A 25230-nucleotide genomic window follows, 5' to 3' on the forward strand; every position below is an offset into this window, starting at 1 on the left:
TTCCGGTTCTGCGGATTGCGTGGGATAATCTATCTCAAAATTGCGGAGTGGCCGCGAAAGTGTTGACCTTGCTGGCTCTGTGTCGTTTTTTCAAGGCAATAATCAAGGTACGCAGCGCGTGGTTGGCCCATGGAGCTGCCGATTTTAGGGAAGAAACACATCATGAGCACCTGGAGCGAGACCTGGACCTGGTATGAAGGCGAATGGTATTCGGGCAACCCGCCGATCATGGGGCCGCGAACCCATGCAGCGTGGCTCGGCTCCAGCGTGTTTGACGGTGCCCGGTATTTCGAGGGCGTTATGCCAGACCTCGATTTGCACTGTCAGCGCGTCAATGATTCTGCCGATGCGTTGGGCATGAAAGCGACCTTCGAAGTCGGCAAGATGATGGAGCTGACGAAAGACGGCGTGAATAAATTCAGCCCAGACAAGCAAATCTATATCAAGCCGATGTATTGGGCGGAAGCGGACGGACCGGGCGTAATCGCCGCTGATCCGGAAAGTACACGCTTCTGCCTTTGTCTTTTCGATGCCCCGATGGCGCCGAAGGAAGCTGCAGCGTCGGTGACTTTGTCTCCATTCCGCCGTCCAACCATGGAAACCATGCCGGTCAATGCCAAAGCCGGTTGCCTTTATCCGAACAACGCGCGCGCGATGGTGGAAGCCAAAAGCCGCGGGTTTGATAATGCTGTTGTGCTGGACATGCTTGGCAATGTAGCCGAGCTGACATCGGCCAACCTTTTCATGGCAAAGGATGGTGAGGTTCACACGCCAGCCCCCAACGGAACGTTCCTGAATGGCCTGACACGCCAGCGCGTGATCCACCTGCTGCGCACCGCCGGGTACAAGGTCCATGAGCGCACAATCGGCTATCCGGAGTTTTTAGAGGCTGACGAGATTTTCTCAACCGGCAACTACAACAAGGTTTCACCTGTGAACCGCATCGAAACGCGGGACATCCAGCCCGGCCCGATTGCGGCCAAGGCGCGGGAGCTTTATTGGGAATTTGCCCACGCCTGATGGGGGTTATCTGACGACAAGCAGCGCCGCGACAACAAGCGCGGCGGCTGCGCATAAGGTGGGGGCCTCAAAAGACCCGGTCAGGGTGTACAACTCGCCAGCAAACCAAGGCCCTGCCATCTGACCAAGGCCGAAACTGGCAGTCATAAGCGCCAAAATGCGTCTTGGGTCCGCTGTTCCCAGTTTGGCCAGATGGGCCCGCGCTTCCACTAATCCCAGCGCTGTGATGCCCATAAAGGTGCCGCCAAGCAGAGCTGCGCCAAACCTGAAAATCAGGGGCTCTTGCGATAGCACGGTGAGACTGACGCCGACTGCTTCTGTGAGGCAGGCGAGAGCAATGGCGCGCCGTGCGCCAGTTCGCTCGGAGATCTGGTTCCAGATGAAAATGGAAGGCGCTGCCGCTAGGCCAACGATCAGCCAGACATATGGCTCACTTGGCTGTAAGTCTGGCGTCGTTCGGGCAAGAACCGAAACAAAAGTTGCTGTGATCACATAACCAAAGCCGAACAAGCCGTAGGCAAAGATCAGCCGGATAAGCGAGCCATCCAGTTGCAGCTTATCTGAAACGGGGCCTTGCTCCGGCGCGGGTACTTCCATAGTTGGTACATTCGACTGAGCCGGAACCAAATTTGCGCTGATCAGCAGCAAGAGAAGGCTTGCACCACCGGCTGCAAACCAAAGGTCTGACGAGCTCGCATTTGCCAGTGCCAGCAGTGCGATCAAAAGGGCTGAAAAGGCAATCCCGCTGCCGACACCTGCAAAATGAACCGCTGATAACCCCGGCTTTCCCGAGGTGCGCAAGCGATCCAGAATGAGGCTGGAGGAAAATACCAGAACAAGGGCGCTTGCGACCCCACCTATAAACCGGAGTGCCAGAAAGGTCTCAAGACTTGTAACGGTTCCCATCAGTCCCGTTGTCGCCGCACTGGCAAAAAGAGCACCCAAAAACCAGCTTCTGGCGCTGCCCGGCAGACCACGCATAGCCCCGAAAAGCGCGCCAATAAGATAGCCGAGAAAATTGGCGGAGGCGATCAATCCTGCATCATCTGCGCTGAGATTAAGCCCATCCACCATAAAGGGCAGGATGGGCGTATAGACAAACCGCCCAATACCCATGGCTGCAGCCAAAGACAGAAGGCCGCCGATGGCCAACAGGGTGGGGGACGTTAAACTGCGCAAGAAAGAACCAGCCAAGTGATGGAATACGAACAGACGCTAGCCGCACTTCCAGCATCAAGGCAAGGACTAATCAAGCGGTCTTTTTTGGGGGCATCTCAGATCTTGTTGGCTTGGTAGTATTGTACGTCCCGCGCGGCAAATTGGGGTGGCTGGTGACTCAGGACGGCGTGGATCCTCTCGGAGAGGTCTTTCAATGAGAACGGCTTCAACAAGACATCCGTGCCATGCGGTGGTTTGACCTTGGAGAAGCCCGAAACATAGACAACACCCGGTGAAGTTTTGCAGGCGCGCCGTAAATCTTCTACTGGCTGAAAGGCATGCCCATCTGACAGCACTGCGTCGCTGACGATCAGGTCCAACGGGTCTTCCGGATCAACTCTGTATTGGAGTTCCGCAATGCTCTCGGCGTTTGTTACGTTAAAGCCAAGATCTGTCAGCATCTCGTTCAAGGTCTGAAGTAGCTCGGGATTGTCCTCGATCACGAGCGCTTTGCGGCCAGAATAGTTCGCATTTTGCCTTGGCGAGGCCGTTTCGTTTGTCGGGTGCTGGACTGGTTGGGCCATGGGAATTGCTAGCGGCAAGGTCAGGATCGCCTCTGCTCCCGGACCAGCATTCTGAAGCTGAACTTCGCCGTCCGACTTGTGTGCAAAGCCTCTGACCATTGCAAGCCCTAGACCCGCGCCACCTTCGCCGTGCCGGGTGGTGAAAAACGGCTCAAAAATGCGGTCGAGAATCTCCTCCGATATACCCGCCCCATAATCTCGGATGCGAAGTTCCACGCGGGCATCTTTCGCCAACGTTGCGGTCACATCAACATAGCCAGAGCTCAACATCGCCTTTGCTGCATTCTCCATCAAATTGCGCAAGGCACGGTGAAAAGTGACCACGTCGACCAACACATGTAGCCCTTCATCGATATCGATCTGGAAAATCAGGCCCTGTCCATGGGCGCTGATGATTTCTCTCGACACTTCCTGAACAGCTTTCAGGCAATTGACCTGTTTGGCGTTTTGAAGCTTGTGGTCCTTGGTGAAGGACAGAAGGTCATGAGTGACCTTGGCTGCGCGCATCGCTCCATTACGGGCATTGTTAAGTGCCTTTTCGCCAGCAGCCGACAGGTTTTCCCTGAACTCTAGAACATCGAGAGAACCCACAACAGTCGCCAGATAGTTGTTGAAGTCATGAGCAATAATTGCCGTCATGCGCACAATCGCATCGTGCCTCTCCCGTTCTGCGGCAGACACTTGAAGCGCGTGACTTTCCGAAAAGTCGTGGGCCACAAAACGATAGCCTTTGAAATGCTCATCTTCATCGAAATAGGGACGCCCACGCAGCTTCCAAAATCGGTTCGGGGCGGGTTGTTTTAATTGAAGAACGACATCCTTGATCGGTTGTTGGATCTGAAGAGTGTTCTCCAGTTGGTAAGCCGCGCTGGTTCCTTTGACGAAGAGCTCGCCGAGAAGAGTTTCGTTTTCGATCAGCTCATGAGGCTCAGCGGCCATATGCATTCGATCGGGAATAGAGATCAGGTGACCGGACTTGTTGGTCTCAAGAGCCAGTCTTCTGCCGAATTCTCAAACTCGGCGAGCGCCAACGAAATATAGTCCCAGGAGCGCTGCAACTCGTCGCGCAAAAGCGCGCCGTCGACAAAGACCCTCCATTGGCGCCAGAAGAAGACCGAATAGAGGATGAAAATGCTGACAACAGTCCATTCGATAGTACCGATGACGCCGCTGTTCTCGGACATCATCAGGTAGATCGCAGCCATGGTCGTTAGACCGGTTAGGCCCATAACCGGGAAAATGCTGCACCACCACGTAACAAAAAACATCCAAACCAGAAAAGTAAAATAGAGGCAGATTTTCTGGATATCGCCATGATTGGCTTGGTCCGTCAGGACCGGCATTGTTCCGATTGCAAGCGAAATCCAGATCGTCATGACGAAGTATACGGCGTAAATATGCCGCCGCTTGTACTTGCGTCTTTTAGCCTCTGTTCCAAACAAAAATATCAGACCGGCTTGAACCACAAACTCCAGCGCCGTGAAGATGAACCAGTAGATTTGCGGCAGGCCAATTGCCGGATAAACGGTAATAAAGGTACTGATAAGTCCAGGTATCGCCAACAGCTGCATATGCGTGTTGCCAGCGAAAAAACTTCGGAACTGCTCCTGCCGCACAAAGCGAGCAGTACTCTTCTTAAAAGCGTTGCCTTGAAGACCAAAGCCAAGTTTCAGGATATCGACTTCAGAGGGGCGGCTTGAATAGGATGGGCTGGAAGCGTCAAGAAAACTGGCAGTCCGTGAGCCTGAATGGGCTGATCGCGTTGACATGCTATAGACGGTCCGGATTTCACCATAAGTCTCGATGCAAAGCAGGCGGCAAAATTGTAGAAGAACAAATTCAACGCGCGTTAATGTTGCAATTGCGAATGGAAGTATAGTTCAGTCGAGGTAGAGCGTGTAACCGTCTATAGGTTGTATATAGGGCAGAGCCTCTACGTCATTTAGGCTTGGTTTTGAACGAGTTCGGAAATATTGAGACAAGGTCTGGACACGAATTCAGGAGCCGGCAGATGGACGCCACCCCGCGGCTAAGGCCTCTGCTTCTGAACAAAACCATCGCTCTCCCTTGGCTTCGTTGATCCGTGTCCTCGAGTATGAAGGAGCCCAAGGTGGATGATAGATCCGTCCACGGTTGGAAATGTTTCCTTTGATCGGACAACCTACGGGCGCGCTTTGGTCTGCAACCTGCCACTTGGCCTTTCGGTAATCCCACGGGGCCTCTGCCCAACCTGACCACATTCCCACCCGAGATTGGCGCGCGATCTTCTCGTCCATCACATATTGATGGGAGTATTTGACGAAAGCGAAAGCGTGTCCGGACCGGACCATTTCCGCATTCATGTTCACATGACCGGCAAAACAGGTTGCGATCCGTCGCTGGTATCGGTCCGTCTCAGTGCCTTCGCAATGAACTGGCCCTTGTTGGGCAAGGCGTTCCAGCTGTTTCTTGGCAAGTGCCCCGCACCGTGTGATTTGTCCCGTTTTGTCGAGGCAGCGTTGACCAAGCTCTGGTGCATCAATTCCATCTAACCGGATGCGTTCACCTGACAGAACGATCGTGTCGCCATCAACAATACGCAATCCCTCGTTTGCCTGTGCCGTACCGCTCATCTGCAAGAGGGCGAAGGACAGCATCAGGGAAAGGGCAAAAGTTCGGTGTCCCGATGCGGTCAGGATTGATTGGAGCATGTCACGCGCTCTGGCTGTGTCTGAAACGTGCGGCAACTCTGACACGGCGAAGGTTACCGGCAGGTTGATATCTCAAAGAGGCTTGGGGATAGAGACGCGCCCAAAAAGCGTATGTGACCGAAATGTGCGATCGAACCGAATGATATAATCCGGCAAAACGCGCCAATTGACGAAAGGTCAATAATACCGCTGTAAAAACGTGGCCCATCAAAAGGGGTTTTCAGGTGTTTTCAAAAATTTCGCGCGCGTACAGTCTGGTTGGTCCTTGTTGGCGGGTTCTGATGCTCGACAAGGAGCTATTGTTGTTTCCGATCATGAGCGCCATTGCTTTGGCAACGGTTCTCGGCGCGACCGTTTATCCGCTTTATGCCTCTGGCGCATTGGAAATGCTGGTCAACGACTTGCAAACAGAGCAGGGGGCAGAACAGCATTTGCTCTATCTAGCCGTTGGACTCGGGTTCTATTTTGTCTGTTATTTTGTGATCATTTTCTTCAACGCAGCCCTGATTGGCTGTGCGTTGATCCGTTTTGGTGGGGGAGATCCGACGGTTGCTGACGGTTTCAGGCTGTCACTTCGGAACCTGCCTCAAATCACTTTATGGGCGCTGGTGATGGCAACGGTGGGCTTTCTGCTGCAGCTCCTTGAAAGTCGTTTCAGAGGACTTGCTCGCTTTCTGGTTGGTTTCATCGGAGCCGCTTGGTCTGTCGCTACCTTTTTCGCAGTCCCCATTCTTGTGGTTGACGGTGTTGGGCCGGTCGATGCGGTCAAACGCTCGGTTGCTGCCATCCGAAAGACTTGGGGCGAAGCTCTGGTGAGCCATGTCGGATTCGGCATCCTTGGCGGTTTGGCGACGCTCATCATGCTGCCGTTGTTCGCGGGTGCGGTTTGGATTGCGCCGACATCTTCTACAATGGCAATCGGATTGGCGTTCGTGGCGCTGGTCTGGATCCTCCTGGTCAATCTGGTTCTGACGACCTTGAGTGCCATCATGCGCGCAGCGCTTTACATCTATGCGGTCGAAGGCGAGATCCCTGCTCACTTCGACAGTCAGCTCATGAAAGACGCTTTTGGCGCTACGTGATTGTCCGTAGGGACAAAAAACAAGAAAAAATTTCTTTATTTGGAAATCCGTCATTGCCGTTTGGCATTCAGGCTCCTAAATTGCCGGGCGAAGCGGGGAGCTATGGCAGATTTGGGCTGCGCTCTCCGTCCGCCTCAACCCAATGGAGTTTTGCCATGTCTTTTGAATTGCCTGATCTTCCGTATGCCCATGATGCGCTCGGCCCGTACATGTCTTCTGAAACTCTCGAGTTTCACCACGACAAGCACCACATGGCCTATGTGACCAAGGGTAATGAACTTCTCGCTGGCAGCGGTCTTGAAGGTAAGTCCCTCGAAGAGGTTGTGAAAGAAAGCTTTGGCAAGTACGCCCCACTGTTCAACAATGCCGGTCAGCATTTCAACCACATCCATTTCTGGAACTGGATGAAGCCAAATGGTGGCGGCACATCTCTTCCGGGCGCATTGGCTTCCAAAATCGACAGCGATCTGGGCGGCTTTGACAAGTTCCGTGCCGACTTCATCGCAGCTGGTGTTGGCCAGTTCGGTTCCGGTTGGGCCTGGCTTGTATTGAAAGACGGCAAGCTGGAAATCATGAAGACACCGAACGGTGAAAATCCGCTCGTTCACGGCGCAGCTCCGCTGCTCGGCGTCGATGTTTGGGAGCACTCCTACTACATCGACTATCGCAACGCGCGTCCGAAGTACCTCGAAGCCTTCGTCGATAATCTCGTCAACTGGGATTACGTTCTGGAGCTTTACGAAGCAGCTTCCTGAACGAAGCAAAGCGCTGAATGATTTGAGAAAACCCGGCCATTGTGGCCGGGTTTTTTTGTGCGTGGCATTGATCACGTTCCCGTGTCTTGTCTCCGTAACACAGACATGTCTAAGTTTTTTCCCTTAGGTGAGATTTAACAATTTGGACGCGATTTTTCTGGAGAGGAGAACCCTATGCGCTTTTTGAAATATGGAATTGCCGTTGCTGCGCTCGCTGCTGCAAGTCTTTCCCTGAATGCGGCTGCCGCATCAGATGACCCGGTTGCGGACCGCAAAGCTGTCATGCAATCGGTTGGTGCCGCTGCCGGCCTTGGTGGCGGAATGCTGAAAGGGCAGATCGAGTATACGCCAGCTGCGGGCAAGGCAGCCATTTCCACCATGAACGCAGCTGCGCACACGTTTGGGGGTCTGTTCCCGGATGGGTCTGACATGGCTGACAATTCAACAGCAGCTCCAGCGATTTGGGATGACCGCGCCGGTTTTGATGCCGAGCTCGCCAAATTCGCTGCGGCAACAGGTGCAGCGGCCAAAGCTTCCGGCAAAGAGGGGCCTGCAGACCTCGATGCATTCAAGGCTGTATTTGGCCCGGTTTTGGGAACCTGCAAATCCTGTCATGAGGGCTTCCGGGTGAAGTAACCCGAGCGGGTATTTCAACCCATCGAATAGATATCGCGTCGCTTGAAAGGCCAAGCGGCGTGATTGCTGTTATTGCCGGAGGTTTTCATGAAAAGAGTTTTGCTGGGCCTGGTTTCGTTGGCTGCTATCGCCGCTGTTGTAGCTTGGGTGTTGTCCGCCCCGCAAACCTTGTCTGAAACAGCTCTGGCAAATCTTCAGCCCGGTGACGCTGTTCGCGGTGAGCAGGTGTTTTGGGCGGGCGGTTGTGCATCTTGTCACGCGGCACCGGGTGCAAAAGGTGAAGACAAACTGCGCCTCGTCGGGGGTGTGAAGCTGGAAAGCCCATTCGGTGACTTTATAGCGCCTAACATTTCCATGAGCGCGCCGGATGGACTGGCGAATTGGTCGCTGGAGCAGTTTGCCAATGCCATGCTCAAGGGAACGTCCCCGGATGGACAAAACTATTTCCCGGCCTTTCCCTATACGTCCTACACGCGCATGGAGTTGCAGGATGTGGCCGACCTTTTTGCGTTCATGAAAACGCTTCCCGCTGTCGATGGTAAAGCACCGGATCATGAGGTTGGGTTTCCCTTCAATATCCGCCGGGCAGTTGGGCTCTGGAAGGTCCTGTTTCTAAAAGAGGGGCCAGTGATCGCTGAGCCACTGACCTCAGAAACAGATTTGGCCGTCTGGCAACGCGGGCGCTATTTGGTGGAAGGTGCTGGCCATTGCGGCGAATGCCACACGCCTCGTAATCCCGTCGGCGGCCTTGAGCTTGCATCTTGGCTTTCTGCGGCAAAAGCACCCGTCGGAAACGGCACCATTCCGGATATCACGGCTTCTGAAAAGGGAATTGGCAGCTGGTCCGTTGAAGACATTGCCTACTATCTGGAAAGCGGCTTTACGCCAGACTACGATTCGGTCGGCGGTGAGATGGTGTCGGTGCAGGAAAACATGGCCAAATTACCCGCTTCAGACCGAGAAGCTATCGCGGTTTACCTGAAAAATATCCCGCATAAATAGAGCGTCCAATTCCATTCAAAGCAGTGTTTCTGGCCAAATTTTGTGTCCGACACCGACTGGCAAGAATGCGTCAAAAGCGACTACCTAAGACAAAAGTAGGTCGCAATCGTGCAAATGCCTAACGCATGGTAAACTACTCTTAACCGTTATACGTACGGGGGAGGAGACGTAATGAGCGATAGTCACCCAAACAGTCACCTTGTAGCGAAGAGTGGCCTCTTCGCCGGGTTACATCCGGGCATGGGCATTGCCGCAAAGGGGATGGTTGCGGCGTTTGTAATTTTCACGGTTTTGAATGTTGATTTTGCGGGTAAGGTCTACGGAGCCGTCCGCAGCTGGATCGAAAGCGGTCTGGGTTGGTATTACATCACGGCGATGACGGTTATGTTCTTCGTCTGTGTGTTTTTGATGTTCTCCAAGCATGGGTCACTTCGACTTGGAGATGATGACAGTCGACCGGAATTCAGCAATTTCTCTTGGTTTTCCATGCTGTTTTCCGCCGGTGTCGGCATCGGCATCCTGTTCTTTGGTGTCGCAGAACCGGTCTTCTACTTCGATAACTCTGGTGCATTTGGATATCCAAACAACCCTCATGCCGACCTGAACGGCCACGGGGACATGAATATCCAACGTGCCGTCGACGCCATGCGGGTGACTTACTTCCACTGGGGTTTCCATGGTTGGTCGGTCTACGTGATGGTCGGCCTGTGTCTGGCCTATTTCGGGTTCCGTAAAAAGCTGCCGCTCACCATGCGGTCTGCCCTTTTCCCGCTGATCGGGAACAAGATTTACGGTCCATGGGGTCATGCTGTTGACCTGCTGGCTGTTTTCGGCACCGTTTTCGGTGTTGCGACATCGCTGGGTCTTGGTGTCAGCCAAATGGCAGAGGGGCTCAATGTTCTGTTTGGCATTGAACCTTCGATCTTCACCAAACTGATGCTTATCCTTGTCATCTCGGTGATCGCGACACTTTCCGCCGTTTCTGGTGTTGGCAATGGCATCCGTATAATTTCCGAATGGAACATCTGGCTGTCTGTCGTGCTGCTGGCCGCCTTTGTCGCTATTGGCCCGTTCAAGTGGCTCATGAGCTTCTTCGTGACCTCCATCGGCGACTATATCTGGAACGTTGTTCCGATGGGTTTCTGGACCGCGAATGAGGCAGGCAACGCTGCGTGGCAGGGTGGCTGGACCATCTTCTACTGGGGCTGGTGGATTTCCTGGTCACCGTTTGTTGGTATGTTCATCGCCCGTATTTCGCGTGGTCGCACAATCCGTGAGTTCATGGTTGGCGTTATGTTCGTCCCAACGCTGATCGCGTTCTTCTGGCTCTGCATGTTTGGCGGCAACGCCATCTGGCAGGAACTGAATGCAGCCGGTGGACCAGGTGTTGCCGGCGGAGCAGGGGTCATCGAAACGGTACGGGCGTGGAATCTTCCGGCAGCCCTTTATGGCACCATTGACAACCTTGGCCGGACGTCCTGGCTGGGTGACATGAGCTGGACCATCTGGCCACTGTCGGCGCTTGCCACATTCCTGTTGGCCTCGTGGTTCATAACATCGTCCGACTCCGGAACACTTGTGATCACCACCATGCTCTCCATGGGTGATGACAACCCGCCAAAGATCTTCCGGATCGTCTGGGGCATGGGTGAAGGTCTTGTGGCTGCAGTTCTGCTGTTGGCCGGTGGACTTGGTGCGCTTCAAACCGCGTCGATTGCCGCGGCGTTCCCGATTTCCTTTGTTCTGCTGGCCATGTGCTGGGGACTGTTGAAATCGCTGAAGGAAGATCCGTCCGCATCCCCGGCCATCGCGCCGGATGCTGTGGCGCCGGATGGCACACACATTGCGCAGGACCTGCACGCCTGATTACGGGAATGTGCCTTCAAAAACGAAAATGCCCGCCAAATCGGCGGGCATTTTTATTGGGTTTTCAAAGCAATTGAGGTCTTTCCTCAGGCCCCGATTTCCTGACAGCGCGAGTAGATGGTGATCTGGATCATTCCGCTGATATAGCCGAGGAATGTCTTGCACTCTGGCAGTGTTTTAAAGCAACCCACCCGGGTTACATTCCGGTTTTCGCCAAAAGCTGCATACTTGCCACCGACAGTCCCTTTCCAGCCCGGACCATTGAAGGACCGGCAGTCGTAGCGGGTGTTATAGGTCTGCGGGATGCTTCTGAATGACGGTGTCGGGTTGGACAGGAAATCGTCGAAGTTTTGGTTTTGGCAGCCGACCAAAAAGACTGAAAAGGCGGCCACACAGCCAAGCTTGGCTGCGCGTTTTACGAATGGTGTCGCGCTTGGCATTGAAAATCTCCTGAACCGAATGCGTAGGGTCTGAATTGATCTTGCTCTGGCCTACAACCCTCTGGCGACCTTGCCAAGGGATTGCGATGCGAAAGTGGGTACCCGGCGGCCATATGCCACCGGTCGAAGGTCAATCCACCGTGATCCAACGTAGCATGACAAAATTGTCCGCACGCTGCACCAGCTTCACATCGGCGCGCGAAGCCCACAAAAGCGGCTGGATGTGCAGCGGAACATAGACCTGGTCGCTTTGTACAATGCTTGCCACTTCATCAAGCATTGCCTGACGCTTGGCCGGATCAAGCTCGCGCTGAATTTGCGGCAGAAGCTCGTCGACCCGCGGGTTGGAATAGCCGCCGAAATTCCAGCTGCCCAGTTTCTTTTCCTTGTTCGGTGTGTTCACAAGAAAGCGGATTGGATGTTCCGCATCAAAGGTGCCCGGCGACCAGCCGAGCAGGTACATGTCGAAGTTGCCTTCGCGCAGTTCTTTCCAGTAGTTGCGGACCGGCATTGCGTTGACATTGGCGCGAACATTCACCCGCGCGAGCATTGCGGCGATGGCCTTGCAGATCGCTTCATCGTTGATGTAGCGGTCATTCGGACACATGAGGCCAAAAGAAAATCCGTTTGGATAACCGGCGTCTGCAAGCAGTTCACGAGCCTTTTGCGGATTGAATTCAACACCAGCGGCGTTGGCGCTGCTGTAGCCGTTCATGTGGCGGCTGACCAGTTGGGAGGCCGTTTCGCCATTGCCGCGCATGATCTTGTCGACAATTGCCTGCGTGTTCACCGCATGAGCTACGGCTTGCCGAACGCGAGCGTTCTGAAACGGATTCTTGTCCTGTTCTTCCTGATTGTATTTCAGCGCGTCGGCATCGTGGCCGAAGCCGAGCATGATCACCCGCGCCTCAATGTCGCGATGGACCGCGATCTCAAGGTTTTGGTCCAATCGGTCAATATCCTGAACTGGAACCGGATTGATGAGGTCGATCTCACCGGTCAAAAGCGCTGCGACGGAAGTTGCCGGGTTGGAAATCGGGAAAAATTCAACACGTGTTAGATTATGCGTTGATGTGTCCCACCAGTCCGCATGAGGCACAAGCACGGTTTGCACGCCCGGTTCCCGGTCTTGAACCTCAAATGGTCCTGTTCCGTTGGTCCGCAAGGTGGCGAATGTTTCTTGATCGCGGGCTGGGCGGCTTGCCTTGTTGGCTTCAGCCCAGTCCTTGTCCATGATCAGGAAGTTGGCGATGGAATCTGGAAAGATCGGGTTAGGTTCATGGGTCAGAAAGTCGATGGTGTATTCGTCAACGACCTTGACTTGGGCAACCGGTGCAAACCACGACTGAACGTCAGAATCGTCTGACGCCGCCCGTTCATAGGAGAACAGGACATCTTCAGCGGTAAAGTCAGCACCATCATGAAACTTGACGCCCCTTCTCAGGTGAAACCGCCAACCGGTTTCACCGAGTGGTTCCCAGCTTTCTGCCAATGAGGCCTCAATCGCCATGTCCTTGTTGCGGCGGACAAGCCCCTCGTAAACATTGTTCAAGAACCCAAGAACCGCCGCGGAGTTGACAGCGTGAGGGTCCATTGTTTGCGGGTCGGTCGGTGACGCCCATCGCAATTCGGCTGCTGACGCCGTTCCGGACAAAAAGACGGCCGTAAGGGCACCTGCCAGTCCGCGCATCAGTGCATTGTTTTTTGGTCGTGTCATTGTGTTTTCCTTCGACTTCGGTCGAGCGATAAAAACTCTAAACAGAGTTCAAAATAAAGAAACGCCGGACTGCAAATTCAGCCCGGCGGGGATTTCAATTCTAAGTGATATGGGCGGGTGTTGGGATCAGGCTTTCCCCGTCACCATCAGTGCAAATGCCTGATTCAAGGCAACTTCCTTCAGGCGGTCAAACCGCCCGGACGCACCGCCGTGGCCCGCATCCATGTTTGTTTTCAGCATCAAGACACTGTCACCGGTTTTGGTCGCTCGTAACTTGGCAACCCATTTTGCCGGTTCCCAATAGGTCACGCGCGGGTCGGTCAAGCCGCCAACCGCCAAGATTGCCGGATAGTCCTTCGCCTCGACATTGTCGTAAGGCGAATAGGACGCAATGTATTGATAAGCGTCCGTGTCGGTGATCGGATTGCCCCATTCCGGCCATTCCGGCGGTGTGAGGGGCAGGGTGTCATCCACCATGGTGTTCAGCACGTCGACAAACGGTACTTCAGCAATGATGCCTGCGAATTTTTCGGGGGCCATGTTGCTCACAGCGCCCATCAGCATGCCGCCGGCAGATCCGCCCTGCGCAACAATCCGATCATGGGCGGTCAAGTTTTCGGCCACCAGATGGTCAGCCGCGGCGATGAAGTCTGCAAACGTGTTTTTTTTGTGCTCCCGGCGGCCATCCTTGTACCAGCGGAAGCCCTTGTCCTTGCCGCCACGAATATGGGCGATGGCATAAACAAAACCGCGATTGGCCAGAGACAGCGCGTTGGTGTTGAAGCTTGCCGGAATGGATATGCCGTAGGAGCCATAGCCGTACAGAAGGCAGGGTGAAGTGCCATCAAGCGGTGTATCCTTGTGATAAAACAAGGAAATTGGAACGGTCTCACCATCGGCAGTTGGGGCCTGCAAGCGGCGGCTGACATAATCTGACGCCGTGTGCCCGGATGGGACTTCCTGTTCTTTCAACAGCGAGCGTTCGCGCGTTTGAACGTTGTAATCAAACGTTTGCGACGGCGTTGTCATCGAAGAATAGGAAAAGCGGATCGTTTGAGTGTCGAACTCGTAACCGCCGCCCATGCCCAGCGAATAGGCCTCTTCGTCAAAGGCAACTTCATGTTCGCTGTTGTCCGCAAGACTGCGGATCACGATGCGTGGCAGGCCGTTTTCCCGCTCCAGCCTTGTCATGAAGGTCTTGTAGACCGTCAGCGACAGAATGAGCGTGCCCGGCTTGTGAGCAACCAGATCGCTCCAGTTGTCCTTCCCAGGTGCTAATTTGGGGGCGGTGACGATCTTGAAGTCTTCCGCATCCCCGGCATTGGTGAGGATGTAAAGCGTATCGCCATGGTCTTCGACGGAATACTCAATGCTGGTTTCGCGCGGGGCGATCAGCACCGGCTCACTGAGCGGCGCATCCGACGGGATCATCCAGACTTCCGATGTCTCGTGATCGTGAATGTCGATCAGGATCGTATCGCCAGACTGGGTTTCGCCAACGCCCATGAAAAAGCCGGCATCCTTTTCCTCATGGACCAGTACATCATTGGCCGGGTCGGTGCCGATTTCATGTCGAAACAGTTTGGACGGGCGGTGGTTCGCATCAAGGCGGATGTAAAACAGGTGCTTGCTGTCTTTGGAAAAGACACCGCCGCCGCCTGTGTCTTCAATCACGTAATTCAGGTCTGCGCCTTTGGTGAGATCGCGAATTTGAAGTGAGTAATACTCCGATCCCTTGTCGTCATAGCCCCAGGCCAGAAGTTCATGGTTGGGGGAGTGGCTGGCCCCACCAAACTTGAAATATGCTTTTCCATCAGCTTCCTTGTCACCATCAAGAAGAACGGTTTCTTCGCCGCCATCGCGCGGCGTACGCACGAACTTTGGATGCTGGCCGCCGGTCACATATTTCAGGCCATAGGCGTAAGGTCCATCGGGTGAGGGAACAGAGCTGTCGTCCTCCTTGATGCGCCCGCGCATCTCCTTGTAGAGCACGTCCTGCAGGTCTGCCGTTGGGGCCATCACAGCCTCCTGATAGGCGTTCTCTGCTTCCAGATACTGGCGAATATCGTCGGCCAGCACAGAAGGATCGCGCATCACCTCCTGCCAGTTGTCTGCTCTCAGCCAGGCGTAATCGTCCTGACGTTTAAAGCCGTTGGTCTCAAGGGTGACGGGCCGCGCATCTGCGCGAGGGGGCGTTGGAATCTGTGTCATGAAATCGAGTTAGGTTTTTTAGCGCGACATGGCAAGGGAGGAGGCCGAGTTTATGACAGATCCATGCAGGCCGTGACGAGAGTGAAAAATATCGTCCACCCGCGCTGATTGTTTTCACGCTGCGTTTTCCCTAGCGTTTTTAATTGGTCGAGAGGTTGGGGAGGGTGTCATGAGCGTAATGAAAGCAGCAGTCTTTGTTGAAAAAGACAGGATCGAAATCGAGGAAAAGGCAATTCCTGATATAGGCCCAACAGATGCCCTGATACGGATTACGACGACGACCATTTGCGGGTCGGATGTTCACATACTTACAGGCGCTTACCCGGTCGACCGTGGACGCACAATTGGGCACGAACCCGTCGGTGTCATCGAAAAACTCGGCTCAGCCGTGAAGGGCTTTGAAGAAGGGCTGCGGGTCATTGTCGGCGCTGTTACGCCCAGTGGCACCTCAAACGCTTGCCTGTGCGGTCAATGCTCACAAGACGGGCCGGGAACACCCCATGGATACGCCCCCTTTGGTGGTTGGCGTTTTGGAAACAACATCGACGGCGCACAGGCAGAATACCTCAAAGTTCCGGACGCCGAAGTGAATATGGCTGTTGTGCCAGATGGGCTAACTGACGAGCAGGTGCTCATGTGTCCCGACATCATGTCGACAGGCTTCAAGGGCGCGGAAAACGGCGGCATTCAGATTGGGGATACAGTTGCTGTGTTTGCTCAAGGCCCGATTGGTCTCTGCGCGACAGCAGGTGCCCGTTTGTTGGGCGCGTCCAAAATCGTCACAGTCGACTGCGTTCCGGGGCGCTTGGCCATCTCCAAAAAGATGGGCGCAGACGAGGTGATTGATTTCACAAAGGTCAACCCGATCGACAAGATCATGGAGTTGACCAATGGGCGGGGAGTAGATGTTGCAATTGAAGCGCTTGGCAAGCAGGTGACCTTTCAAAACTGCCTGGAGGTGCTTCGGCCCGGCGGAACACTCTCCAGTCTCGGTGTTTACACCGAAGATCTGACCATTCCTGCGAGTGCGATTCATCTAGGCATCGGCGACAACAAGATCGTGACGGCCCTTTGTCCGGGCGGGAAAGACCGAATGCGGCGGTTGATGTCCATTGTTGCAAGTGGCCGTGTTGACCTCAGCGAAATGGTCACCCACCGCATGAAACTGGATCAGATCGTCGACGCCTATGACCTTTTCGCAAACCAACGTGATGGCGTCCTGAAAATCGCCCTCACGCCGGGGTGAAATATGAAGGCTGAGGCAGCCAGCTTGTCCGCGGCCATAAACCCCGCCTTGAGCTGGTTCATGGTCAAGACCGTGGCTCAACCAAATAGGAGAAACTCCGACGGCGGCAGCCAAACATTAAACAGGTGAGGCCTGCGCCTTCGCGTGGGCCGCTAGGGCGGCTGCGTGGGCGGTGTCTGCTGTGTCGCTGTCGGTGTCACTTGTTTCCGTTGTCGAAGACACGTTGATTGTCGGTCTGGCGAATTGAATGCCGTTTTCTTCAAACACCCTTTGCACGGTGGCAAAGGCGTGACGTCGGATAACGAATTGTTTGCCGGGTTTGGACATGAATTTCGTGCTGATAACAAACCCGTAGTCACTGGCCTCGACAGCGCCTTGTGCCTTGAATGGCTGTAGAAAATCGTCCTTGATGTCTTCTTTCTGCGAAAGCTCTTGACCCGCCTTCTTTAGGAGCTTGCGAACCTTTTCAAGGTCAGTGTCGAACGGAACAGTGAACCGCAATTTCATGATCGCCCAGTCGCGGCTGTAGTTTGTCAGTGTCTGGATTTCACCGAACGGAATGGTGTGGACGGCTCCGCGGTGATGGCGAAGCTGTAGCGATCGCACTGACATGCGCTCGACAACCCCTTTCACCGAGCCAGTGTCTATGTATTCGCCAATGCGAACAGCATCGTCGATCAAAAAGAACGCCCCAGAGACAATGTCCCGTACCAGCGTTTGGGAGCCAAAACCGATGGCAAGCCCGAGAACACCGGCACCGGCAAGCACGGGGGCAATATCAACGCCAGCTGCTGTGAGGATAGCCATTGTCACGGTAGCAATGACGATGACTTGAATGGTGCGTTTGATGAGCGGAAGGAGCGTTCGGGTTCTCGAAAGGCCCGTACCCCCGATCTCCATTTCTCCCAAATCGTCACTCGCGCCCCTTAACGCGTCTTCCTTCTCGATTTGCTGGGTGATGTAGATGTTGCTGAAGTTCCAGAACGCCAAACCGACAAGAATATAAAAAGCGCTGTTCACCAGTGTGTTCCAGTATTGGGCTACGGACCCATCGCCCTCTGGAGTGACCACAATCGAATAGAGCCGCCAAGACGCAAAGAGCACGATTGCCAGCAATGCAGCGGCCAGCGGTCGAGCCGTGTTGATCACCGCATAGGCAAAGGACTTCGCTTCATCATCACGAAGTTCGGCTTCAGTGCGAACCAGAAAAGCATCGATATGCGGATACGTCGCTGCGAGCAGCAGGGTTAGAAGTCCTGCACCATAGGGCACCCCGTCCCCGATCAGTTCCAAGGCCACCAACACAGCCCACACCAAAACAGGCAGAAAGATCAAAAAACGGGACCATTTAGCAGCAAATGAATGCCTTGCAGCTGAATTTCCAACGCTTAGGTCTTGGCGGATTGCTTCTCTGTTCAGCGTAAATGAGATTGAGAGCAGGAAGGCGGCAATGCCTGTCACCGTGACCAGAAAAAGATCATGGACCGGACCAGAGACGCCGAGCGTGTTGATCAAGGCACAGGTGAAAAAGGCAAAAGCCCCAAACCCAACCGCAATCAACATTGTCACAAACAGTTTTTGCGCTTGTTGGTCAGTAAAGGATGGCAGCCTGAGATCCGTGGTGAAGGGGGAGTAAAAGGCCCGCAGCAATAAAGTTGCAAACCAAAACAGGCAGATCGGCACGATGTAGAAGACAAACGCCAGCCGGTTGTTCGCACTCTCATCAAAAAACACGAAATAAAGGACTGAGGTTACCGCCGCAAAAACTGTCATGGACACCATGCCACCGAGAATGGTGTGGCCGTGCGACGCCAGTTTCTCAAGGGCGTTCGGGTGAGCGATTTGTGTATGACGGGGCGTCTGCCGCCGACCCGCCGCATAATGCGCCAAACCGAACGTGAAAAATGCGCCGCAGATGACGGAGGCAAGCAAAGCGACAACAAACCGGCCTCCCGAGCCGGGTGACTGGTTTTTGCTGAAAGCGGCATAGCCCTTGCCAAAAATGCCGGGAAGGTCCGCATAAGCGCCAAACACTTCACCACCGTGATCTGAAAGTCGGCTGAACGCGGAGTTGAAGAAGAATGCGATTTTTGCAGGATTGAAAACTCCACTGTCGCTTCCCTTTTTCTCCTCTCGATCCTTGAGTTCGTTCAGGAGAATCTCCCGAACTTGTTGATCTGTCAGGGTCAAATAGTCCTCGGTGTCGGTCCCCAGGTCTGAAAGGGTCTCGAGATTTCCTGCCGAGGTCTGAGCTAATCCTGAACTTGCTGAAGCCATCAGGAAAAGGACTGCGAGGAATATCAGAACAGATGACAGGTGGTGGAGCAATCGGGATGGGAACCGGACCTGGTGCGCCGCTATTGTGACCATTAATATTCACTCTGCCTGTTGATCGCCTGACCCCAATATAGCTGGCCAAAATGCAGTGTGAGCATTTCTGAATCGAATTGTTTCAATAGTTTAGGGTGATTGTATGCGCGCGCCGATACGAAGAAAATCAGGGTGTATTTCAGACGCCGAGTGGACAAAATGCGTCACGATATTTGTCGTTATTGACAAAGTGGGTGCCAACATTCAAGAACAAGACGCGTAATGGTTATCAGGTTGCGAACGTGATCTGGCATTAAAAGGGAACACGGTGAGACGTAGGCATCAGCCATCAAGTCCGTGACTGCCCCCGCAACTGTGAGCGGTTAGCAAACCTGAATTTGACCACTGGGAGGAAACCCGGGAAGGCTCAGGCAAGCGATGACCCGCAAGTCAGGAGACCTGCCATGCGATTGTATTTCAACCCGGGCGGGGCGCCCTGGACGAGATCGGTTGGTGGCCTTGCCTTTGTTTTGATCGCATCCACTCTTCGGTTTTCTCCCCCAAGGCCCTCGCAAGATCGCGGAGGGCGACATGACCCGGACAGACAACTTTGCGCAGCTTGCCGAGCTGCTGACACAAACCAGTTCACTTGCTGAGCGGGCCCATCGGGCAATGCAGGATATTCCCGTTTCAGGGCAGCTTGACGGATATGAGAATAGTAACGTAATAACGTTACATAAATTTCGTGAAGATGCCGTCCGGCCACAAACCGGCTTGAAAGAAACCTCTCCAGAGAAGTCCAAACAATGACTGCAGATCGACACCAGATCATTGTGTGCACCACCTGTCGTGAAAAAGGCAGCGATCTGCGACCAGGTAAGGATATTCTGGCCAAGCTCGAAGTTGACTTGAAGAACCAGCCGGACCTTGAGGCGCGATACGACATCGCCGGTATCGAATGCATGGCTGGCTGCGCGCGGTCTTGCACGGTAGCGTTTCGTGCTGAAGGCAAGGCGACGTACCTCTTCGGTGACATGACACCGGAAGAGGACATCGACGACTTGATCGCGTTTGCGCGCCAATATTCCGAATTGCCCGACGGTTGGTGCATCTCGCGCGATCGGCCCGGCAAACTTCGCCGCACCGCTTTGGCCCGCATTCCGGCGTTGAACGTGCCTGAAGCTGGGGCTAAGGCCAAGGCAGGGGCAGGGGCAGGGGCTGGGGCAGGGGCGGACAAGCCATGAGTACAGCAAAACTCACTGTCGAGGGCGTGACATGGGGCCCGGACCGGCAGGGCGTGCTGCTTCATCCGGTGTCCTTCGAATTGGAGCCCGGTCACATTCTGGGAGTTGTCGGGGCCAACGGCGCTGGCAAGTCGACGCTTTTGCGGCTTATCTATCGGTACAACAAGCCGCGCTCCGGACGTGTCTTGTTAAATGGAACGGATATCTGGTCCTTGAGCGCGCGCGACGCAGCCCGCAGCATTGCCGCTGTTTTGCAGGAACAGCCGACCGATTTTGCTTTGAGTGTTCGTGAGATTGTCGCGCTGGGCCGCACGCCTTACGCACAAGGGCTGTCGCGAGGTGGTGCCCGCGATGCGGAAATAATCGAAGGTGCGCTGAAACGCATGCAGCTGCTGCCTCTGGCCGACCGGCGGCTTGGAACGCTGTCTGGCGGAGAGCGCCAGCGGGCCATGGTCGCCCGGGCGCTGACACAAGAGCCAAAACTGCTCGTTCTGGACGAACCGACCAATCACCTCGACATTCGTCACCAGCTTGAGATCCTTGCGCTGGTGCGCGGTCTCGGCATCACGGTCGTTACCAGCCTGCATGATTTGAACATGGCAGCTGATCTCTGTGATGACATTCTATTGCTATCTGGCGGCAAGGCGCTGGCATTCGGCCCGCCTCACGACGTCTTGATCCCGGACCGGGTGGAAACAGCCTTTGGCGTCCAGACCCGAGTTCAGATGCTCGCTCCAAGCGGCGATCGACACCTCACGTTTTCATTGTAAATCAAGGAAATCTACAATCATGAAATCCCTCCTTGCAACGCTGGCATTTTCTCTGCTTGCTTCCTCTGCTTTGGCCTCTGTTGAAGTGAAAAGCTGCAACCGAACCGTGACGTTTGAAGAACCGCCGAAAGCAGCCATTTCCAATGATGTTAATCTGACAGAAATGATGCTGGTTCTTGGCCTTCGGGATCACATGGTTGGGTACACAGGTATCTCCGGTTGGAAAACGCTGGACGAGAAGATGCGGGAAGGTGTCGCCGAACTTCCAGAGTTATCCGAGAAATATCCAACCAAGGAAGTTCTTGTTGGGGCAGATGCCGACTTCTATTTCGCTGGTTGGAACTACGGCATGAAGGTTGGCGGTGAGGTCACCCCAGAAACTCTGGAGCCATTTGGAATCAAGGTCTATGAGCTGACCGAATCCTGCATTCATATCGGCGAAAAACCGAAGGTCTCCATGGATGACATGTACAACGACCTTTTGAATCTCGGCAAAATCTTTCAGGTGGAAGAACGCGCGCAAAGCCTCGTGGCTGCTTACCGCACTGAACTTGAAGAGTTCACTTCAGGCTTGAAAACGTCTGGCGAGCCTTTGAAAGTCTTCGTCTATGACAGTGGCGAAGATCGACCGTTCACTGCTGGTCGTTACGCCATGCCGACTGCGATGATCGAGGCTGCTGGCGGCAAAAACATCATGGATGGTTTTGATAAGAGCTGGGCGAAAGTCGATTGGGAAGCTGTTGTCGATGGCGCTCCAGAAGTTGTCGTGATCGTGAATTACGGCTCTGTAACCGCAGAGCAGAAGATCAACTTCATAAAGACCAATCCGGCGCTTTCTGATATTCCGGCAGTGAAAAATGATCGTTTCGTGGTGTTGGAATATGTTGAGGCAACTCCTGGGCCACGGAATATTAAAGCGGTGAAAAAACTCGCATCCGGCTTCTGGGGCGAGTGACACCATGACAGACCAGACCGAGGATTTCCGCTTGGCGTCATCTCGCCCCTTGGAGGCACGCGAAAAGCGCAAAATTGTGTTCAGCGGGTTTGCGCTGGCCATGGTTGGCGGCTTCGGTCTACTTTTGCTGTCTGTCATCTTTGCTGTGTCTGTCGGGGCGGTCTCCGTTCCGGCAGAAACGGTTTTTGGCATTCTCTTGAGCAAAGTGGCACCCGGCCTTGTTGAGGTGGACTGGTCCAAGGGCCGCGAAGCAATTGTGTGGGAAATCAGGTTTCCCCGCGTCTTGCTGGCTGCTTTGGTGGGCGCAGGGCTTGCGGTTGTCGGCGCTGCACTTCAGGCCGTGACCCGAAATCCACTGGCTGATCCACATCTTCTGGGCATTTCTTCTGGCGGTGCTTTCGGGGCCATCCTCGCCCTTTTGCACACGGGGCTGTTTCTCGGGCTTTTGACTGTGCCGTTCATGGCCTTTGTGGGTGCGCTGGGCGCAACGCTGCTGGTGCTGGGGGTCACGCGATTTGCAGCTGCCACCAGTGCTGACCGGTTGGTTCTGGCCGGAGTTGCTGTTTCTTTCATCATCATGGCTGGCGCCAATGTGCTGATTTTTCTAGGCGACCCACGGGCAACCCACACGGTGGTGTTCTGGATGCTGGGCGGCTTGGGCCTCGCGCAATGGAGCCATCTGGTGTTTCCGTTGGTCATTCTTGCTGTCTGCGGAGCCTATTTCTGGGCTCGGGCAGGGGATCTCAATGCCATGACAATCGGCGATGAAACCGCCTCAACACTTGGAATTCCGGTTGCAAGGTTCCGCCTGACCGTTTTTGTGATAGGCGCGCTGATTACCGGCGTCATGGTTGCCTTTTCCGGCATGATCGGCTTCGTCGGGCTGATGATTCCGCATATTGTTCGCTTTGTTGCAGGAGGAAATTACGTCCGCGTTGTGCCTGCTTCCATGCTGCTGGGCGCCATCTTTCTCATTTGGGCGGATATTCTGGCTCGCACCATCATGTCACCCGAAGACATGCCCATCGGCATTGTCACCGGCCTGATCGGCGGCGTCTTCTTCATCTGGCTGCTGAGAAGGCAGAGCTGAGTTTTTTCGTTCCAAGGTCATTCCAGACCGCGTGGCCGAATGGCCATCGCTTGATCCGGAATCCAGATAATATGCCCATGCCAAAGGCATGGTCATATTTTAGAAGAGTTCGCGCTGCTCACAATGACACGCTGGATTCTGGATCATCATGCAGCAGCGCTGCATTTGTCCAGAATGACCTGTGAGCTATCAGTTCGGGATTTGCGACTGGAAAAACAATCAAGCAGCGATCGGCGACCCGCCGTGCTTCTTGCGCGTGTTCATCAGGATGAAGATCATGATGCCCATGTTCAAAAAGTTCCAGGCGATGCCATTGAGGAACGCGGCCTGATAAGAGCCGGTGAGGTCATAAATCCAGCCGGACATCCAGCCACCAAGGGCCATGCCCAAAATCGTCGCCATGATGACAAGACCGATCCGCTGTCCGGCCTCACGTGCTGGCAGATACTCACGCACGATGACGGCGTAGCTCGGCACAATGCCACCCTGTGACAGTCCAAAGATCAGGGACACGAGATAAAGCGGCGTCAGCCCATCAAACGGGATATAGAGAAACAACGCTGCGCATTGCAGCACGGAGCCAAGCAAGAGGGTGCGTACGCCGCCGATCTTGTCGGCCAGAAACCCGGACGCAATCCGGCTGATGATCCCAAATCCGGTCATCAGGGAGATCATGTCCGCCCCCGGCGCAACGCCATATCCAAGATCCACGCAATAAGCGACGATATGAACCTGCGGCATGGACATGGCGACGCAGCAACCAAGCCCTGCAAGGACCAATAACAGTTGAAGCCGTCCCGGCGTCACAGCAACGGAGAGTTGGCCAAAGTGGCCCAAAACGCTGCCCGTGCTTCCATAAACATCGTAGTCCGGCCTGCGGCGCAGCGCGAAGGTCAGCGGCACCATAATGACCAAACAGAGAATGGCGATCATCAGATAAGTCGTACGCCAGTCGGTAAAGGTGAGGCCCCACTGAATGAAGGAGGGCCACAAAACACCAGCGAGGTAATTGCCGCAAGCAGCCGAGGCGACTGCAATTCCGCGTCTTTTGTTGAACCAATGAGACAAATCGGCGATCAGCGGACCAAAAGTGGCTGCCGTGCCAAGGCCGATCAATACACCTTGAGCCAGTGAAAAGAGCAGAAGGTTCGGCGCTAGACCAGCAAGCGCGAACCCGGCTGACAGCGCAAGGGCAGAAACCAGCACAGGCAGGACAATCCCGAACCGGTCCACCCAGCGGCCAATGAGATAGTTTCCGGCTGCAAAGCCCAACATTGTCATCGTGTAGGGCAGGGAGGCATCGCCCCGATCAACACCAAATTCCGCCTGAACGGCGGGCAGAACAATCACCACAGCCCACATGCCTGCACCACCCACGGTGGACAAGATGATGCACACCGCAAGGCGAAACCAGGCATAGCTGCCATCAGGGGCGTATGGATCAGTGTCGGCGGTTGTCATTCAGGAGATCGAGAAAAGTCGCTGTTCAGGTCATTATTTAAATCAAGCGCTATCAGGCAAATCGCATCAGCTCCAATAAAACTTTTCGTTCCATCCATTCGTCTTCTTGATGGAAGTGCTCGTTATCTAATCAGATCTTCGCTTTCCTGATCGATGGGAACCAATAATTCGATGGTCAGTCCTTCGATGATGGCGTCTTGAACAGACACCAACTGACCAAGCAAGGAAGTCATCCGAACAGGTATGCCGCCTGGGCCTTCGAAAAAGAACAGGAACGAAAATTGGGACCGTTTCGGTTGGTTCGGCTTCAGTCTCTATGAAAAGGCCCTGTTCTGAAGCCCGCTGAAGCAGTGCTGCCAAGCCCGCGTCCTCTCGCGCTTCCCGGATGAGACGGGTCGCCAGAATTGGGGCGACCTCAGTCCAGTTCAAGACACGATCTCGGAAAGCATTCTCCATAAGGAGTTCAAACAGGTTAGGGGCTTCGTTTGAACCGGGAGAAGCAGCTTGACCAAGAAAGGCGTTCCCTTGGTCGTTCATGCGCAAAATGTCCCAGCGCTTGTTTAGGACATAGGCCGGGAAGGGCCAGTGAGCGAGAACACGCTTCTCAACAATATTAAGCGCCTCCAATACTTCCTCAGACCCAAAGTCACGCCGTTTGTAGGGGCTTGTAAGACCTGCTGCTTCATAAAGCGAAAGCCGTTTTGAAATCGGTAGGCCCAGAACCCGGGAAATCCGGTCGACCATCTGAGTGCTCGGTTGTGCACGGCCTGTTTCAAGAAAAGAAAGGTGGCGCTGAGTTGAAGACAAACGATCCGCGAGAGCTGATTGGCTGATGTTCAGCTCTCTACGCAGAGCCCTTAAAGCCTGCCCAAAGCTGGTGGAACTGACGGTTGTTAGAGACAACGGAAAAGAAACTCCTCATTCCCTCCAAGGGAATTGAAACTTTGATCCTCGGCAGAGACTGTAGGCCTCACAAGAACACTGATCTCAAGT

22 protein-coding genes and 1 riboswitch are annotated in these 25230 nt (G+C 54.5%); of the genes, 12 read left to right on the forward strand and 10 right to left on the reverse strand.

Annotation, left to right across the window (positions count from 1 at the left end; translation table 11 throughout):
- Positions 1-162 precede the first annotated feature (162 nt).
- A complete protein-coding gene (locus tag TRICHSKD4_RS21400; protein ID WP_009469054.1) occupies positions 163-1020 on the forward strand; it encodes a branched-chain amino acid aminotransferase in 858 nt (285 codons plus the stop codon).
- Positions 1021-1026: 6 nt separating this feature from the next.
- On the opposite strand, the gene TRICHSKD4_RS21405 is transcribed toward TRICHSKD4_RS21400, so the two are convergent.
- The 4 genes from TRICHSKD4_RS21405 to TRICHSKD4_RS21420 all read right to left on the reverse strand — a co-directional run bounded on the left by TRICHSKD4_RS21405 (position 1027) and on the right by TRICHSKD4_RS21420 (position 5452).
- Positions 1027-2199: a YbfB/YjiJ family MFS transporter gene (locus tag TRICHSKD4_RS21405; RefSeq protein WP_040617463.1), complete on the reverse strand. Its 1173-nt coding sequence runs from the start codon at positions 2197-2199 to the stop codon at positions 1027-1029.
- 95 nt (positions 2200-2294) lie between these two features.
- Positions 2295-3701: an ATP-binding protein gene (locus TRICHSKD4_RS21410; protein ID WP_009469056.1), complete on the reverse strand. Its 1407-nt coding sequence runs from the start codon at positions 3699-3701 to the stop codon at positions 2295-2297.
- A 23-nt stretch (positions 3702-3724) separates the two neighbouring features.
- The gene (locus TRICHSKD4_RS21415) at positions 3725-4531 is read right to left on the reverse strand and encodes a hypothetical protein (RefSeq protein ID WP_040617319.1); all 807 of its coding nucleotides are present in this window, start codon (positions 4529-4531) and stop codon (positions 3725-3727) included.
- Between the two features lie 228 nt (positions 4532-4759).
- On the reverse strand, positions 4760-5452 hold the full coding sequence (locus tag TRICHSKD4_RS21420; RefSeq protein ID WP_139052245.1) for a thermonuclease family protein: 693 nt from the start codon (positions 5450-5452) through the stop codon (positions 4760-4762).
- Between the two features lie 281 nt (positions 5453-5733).
- Between TRICHSKD4_RS21420 and TRICHSKD4_RS21425 the strand changes: the two genes are divergently transcribed.
- The 5 genes from TRICHSKD4_RS21425 (at position 5734) to TRICHSKD4_RS21445 (ending at position 10793) form a co-directional block, all read left to right on the forward strand.
- Positions 5734-6534, forward strand: a complete 801-nt coding sequence (locus TRICHSKD4_RS21425) for a DUF6159 family protein (protein WP_208993157.1) — start codon at positions 5734-5736, stop codon at positions 6532-6534.
- 155 nt (positions 6535-6689) lie between these two features.
- Positions 6690-7289: a superoxide dismutase gene (locus tag TRICHSKD4_RS21430; protein ID WP_040617464.1), complete on the forward strand. Its 600-nt coding sequence runs from the start codon at positions 6690-6692 to the stop codon at positions 7287-7289.
- 174 nt (positions 7290-7463) lie between these two features.
- Positions 7464-7925, forward strand: coding sequence for a cytochrome c (locus tag TRICHSKD4_RS21435; protein ID WP_009469062.1), 462 nt, complete (start codon positions 7464-7466; stop codon positions 7923-7925).
- Positions 7926-8012: 87 nt separating this feature from the next.
- Entirely contained in the window at positions 8013-8927 is a 915-nt protein-coding gene (locus TRICHSKD4_RS21440; RefSeq protein WP_009469063.1) for a cytochrome c, read from the forward strand.
- Between the two features lie 171 nt (positions 8928-9098).
- Positions 9099-10793: a BCCT family transporter gene (locus TRICHSKD4_RS21445; RefSeq protein WP_009469064.1), complete on the forward strand. Its 1695-nt coding sequence runs from the start codon at positions 9099-9101 to the stop codon at positions 10791-10793.
- An 86-nt stretch (positions 10794-10879) separates the two neighbouring features.
- On the opposite strand, the gene TRICHSKD4_RS21450 is transcribed toward TRICHSKD4_RS21445, so the two are convergent.
- The 3 genes from TRICHSKD4_RS21450 to TRICHSKD4_RS21460 form a co-directional block, all read right to left on the reverse strand.
- Positions 10880-11233 (reverse strand): hypothetical protein, encoded by a 354-nt coding sequence (locus TRICHSKD4_RS21450; RefSeq protein WP_009469065.1) that lies wholly within the window; start codon positions 11231-11233, stop codon positions 10880-10882.
- A gap of 130 nt (positions 11234-11363) precedes the next feature.
- Positions 11364-12950, reverse strand: coding sequence for an ABC transporter substrate-binding protein (locus tag TRICHSKD4_RS21455; RefSeq protein WP_009469066.1), 1587 nt, complete (start codon positions 12948-12950; stop codon positions 11364-11366).
- 126 nt (positions 12951-13076) lie between these two features.
- Complete coding sequence (locus TRICHSKD4_RS21460) at positions 13077-15161, reverse strand: S9 family peptidase (RefSeq protein WP_009469067.1); 2085 nt, start codon at positions 15159-15161, stop codon at positions 13077-13079.
- Positions 15162-15330: 169 nt separating this feature from the next.
- Between TRICHSKD4_RS21460 and TRICHSKD4_RS21465 the strand changes: the two genes are divergently transcribed.
- Entirely contained in the window at positions 15331-16407 is a 1077-nt protein-coding gene (locus tag TRICHSKD4_RS21465; RefSeq protein WP_009469068.1) for a zinc-binding dehydrogenase, read from the forward strand.
- 117 nt (positions 16408-16524) lie between these two features.
- On the opposite strand, the gene TRICHSKD4_RS28510 is transcribed toward TRICHSKD4_RS21465, so the two are convergent.
- Entirely contained in the window at positions 16525-18684 is a 2160-nt protein-coding gene (locus TRICHSKD4_RS28510; protein WP_050763512.1) for a mechanosensitive ion channel family protein, read from the reverse strand.
- 307 nt (positions 18685-18991) lie between these two features.
- Positions 18992-19199, forward strand: a riboswitch (cobalamin riboswitch).
- A 109-nt stretch (positions 19200-19308) separates the two neighbouring features.
- Here TRICHSKD4_RS28510 and TRICHSKD4_RS21475 point away from each other — a divergent pair.
- The 5 genes from TRICHSKD4_RS21475 (at position 19309) to TRICHSKD4_RS21495 (ending at position 22776) form a co-directional block, all read left to right on the forward strand.
- Complete coding sequence (locus tag TRICHSKD4_RS21475; RefSeq protein ID WP_009469072.1) at positions 19309-19527, forward strand: hypothetical protein; 219 nt, start codon at positions 19309-19311, stop codon at positions 19525-19527.
- Positions 19524-19961: a DUF1636 domain-containing protein gene (locus TRICHSKD4_RS21480; protein ID WP_009469073.1), complete on the forward strand. Its 438-nt coding sequence runs from the start codon at positions 19524-19526 to the stop codon at positions 19959-19961. The genes TRICHSKD4_RS21475 and TRICHSKD4_RS21480 overlap by 4 nt, the downstream gene beginning before the upstream one ends.
- Entirely contained in the window at positions 19958-20731 is a 774-nt protein-coding gene (locus tag TRICHSKD4_RS21485) for an ABC transporter ATP-binding protein (protein WP_009469074.1), read from the forward strand. The genes TRICHSKD4_RS21480 and TRICHSKD4_RS21485 overlap by 4 nt, the downstream gene beginning before the upstream one ends.
- 19 nt (positions 20732-20750) lie before the next feature.
- A complete protein-coding gene (locus TRICHSKD4_RS21490; protein WP_009469075.1) occupies positions 20751-21686 on the forward strand; it encodes an ABC transporter substrate-binding protein in 936 nt (311 codons plus the stop codon).
- Between the two features lie 100 nt (positions 21687-21786).
- Positions 21787-22776, forward strand: coding sequence for an iron ABC transporter permease (locus TRICHSKD4_RS21495; protein ID WP_208993188.1), 990 nt, complete (start codon positions 21787-21789; stop codon positions 22774-22776).
- Positions 22777-22995: 219 nt separating this feature from the next.
- Here TRICHSKD4_RS21495 and TRICHSKD4_RS21500 read toward each other — a convergent pair whose 3' ends face one another.
- Together TRICHSKD4_RS21500 and TRICHSKD4_RS21505 are read right to left on the reverse strand one after the other, a co-directional pair.
- Positions 22996-24237 carry an MFS transporter gene (locus TRICHSKD4_RS21500; RefSeq protein ID WP_009469077.1) on the reverse strand — a complete coding sequence of 414 codons (1242 nt, stop codon included), beginning with the start codon at positions 24235-24237 and terminating at the stop codon, positions 22996-22998.
- Between the two features lie 126 nt (positions 24238-24363).
- The gene (locus TRICHSKD4_RS21505; RefSeq protein WP_009469078.1) at positions 24364-25140 is read right to left on the reverse strand and encodes a helix-turn-helix domain-containing protein; all 777 of its coding nucleotides are present in this window, start codon (positions 25138-25140) and stop codon (positions 24364-24366) included.
- Positions 25141-25230 lie beyond the last annotated feature (90 nt).

This window comes from Roseibium sp. TrichSKD4 (assembly GCF_000148725.1).
Lineage (GTDB): Bacteria > Pseudomonadota > Alphaproteobacteria > Rhizobiales > Stappiaceae > Roseibium.

Coding starts and splice junctions, on each gene's coding strand:
- TRICHSKD4_RS21455 (WP_009469066.1), bottom strand. CDS start 12,950: ATGACACGACCAAAAAACAATGCACTGATGCGCGGACTGGCAGGTGCC.
- TRICHSKD4_RS21445 (WP_009469064.1), top strand. CDS start 9,099: ATGAGCGATAGTCACCCAAACAGTCACCTTGTAGCGAAGAGTGGCCTC.
- TRICHSKD4_RS21480 (WP_009469073.1), top strand. CDS start 19,524: ATGACTGCAGATCGACACCAGATCATTGTGTGCACCACCTGTCGTGAA.
- TRICHSKD4_RS21400 (WP_009469054.1), top strand. CDS start 163: ATGAGCACCTGGAGCGAGACCTGGACCTGGTATGAAGGCGAATGGTAT.
- TRICHSKD4_RS21435 (WP_009469062.1), top strand. CDS start 7,464: ATGCGCTTTTTGAAATATGGAATTGCCGTTGCTGCGCTCGCTGCTGCA.
- TRICHSKD4_RS21440 (WP_009469063.1), top strand. CDS start 8,013: ATGAAAAGAGTTTTGCTGGGCCTGGTTTCGTTGGCTGCTATCGCCGCT.
- TRICHSKD4_RS21430 (WP_040617464.1), top strand. CDS start 6,690: ATGTCTTTTGAATTGCCTGATCTTCCGTATGCCCATGATGCGCTCGGC.
- TRICHSKD4_RS21495 (WP_208993188.1), top strand. CDS start 21,787: ATGGTTGGCGGCTTCGGTCTACTTTTGCTGTCTGTCATCTTTGCTGTG.
- TRICHSKD4_RS28510 (WP_050763512.1), bottom strand. CDS start 18,684: ATGGCTTCAGCAAGTTCAGGATTAGCTCAGACCTCGGCAGGAAATCTC.
- TRICHSKD4_RS21410 (WP_009469056.1), bottom strand. CDS start 3,701: ATGGCCGCTGAGCCTCATGAGCTGATCGAAAACGAAACTCTTCTCGGC.
- TRICHSKD4_RS21450 (WP_009469065.1), bottom strand. CDS start 11,233: ATGCCAAGCGCGACACCATTCGTAAAACGCGCAGCCAAGCTTGGCTGT.
- TRICHSKD4_RS21490 (WP_009469075.1), top strand. CDS start 20,751: ATGAAATCCCTCCTTGCAACGCTGGCATTTTCTCTGCTTGCTTCCTCT.
- TRICHSKD4_RS21460 (WP_009469067.1), bottom strand. CDS start 15,161: ATGACACAGATTCCAACGCCCCCTCGCGCAGATGCGCGGCCCGTCACC.
- TRICHSKD4_RS21415 (WP_040617319.1), bottom strand. CDS start 4,531: ATGTCAACGCGATCAGCCCATTCAGGCTCACGGACTGCCAGTTTTCTT.
- TRICHSKD4_RS21420 (WP_139052245.1), bottom strand. CDS start 5,452: ATGCTCCAATCAATCCTGACCGCATCGGGACACCGAACTTTTGCCCTT.
- TRICHSKD4_RS21465 (WP_009469068.1), top strand. CDS start 15,331: ATGAGCGTAATGAAAGCAGCAGTCTTTGTTGAAAAAGACAGGATCGAA.
- TRICHSKD4_RS21500 (WP_009469077.1), bottom strand. CDS start 24,237: ATGACAACCGCCGACACTGATCCATACGCCCCTGATGGCAGCTATGCC.
- TRICHSKD4_RS21485 (WP_009469074.1), top strand. CDS start 19,958: ATGAGTACAGCAAAACTCACTGTCGAGGGCGTGACATGGGGCCCGGAC.
- TRICHSKD4_RS21475 (WP_009469072.1), top strand. CDS start 19,309: ATGACCCGGACAGACAACTTTGCGCAGCTTGCCGAGCTGCTGACACAA.
- TRICHSKD4_RS21425 (WP_208993157.1), top strand. CDS start 5,734: ATGCTCGACAAGGAGCTATTGTTGTTTCCGATCATGAGCGCCATTGCT.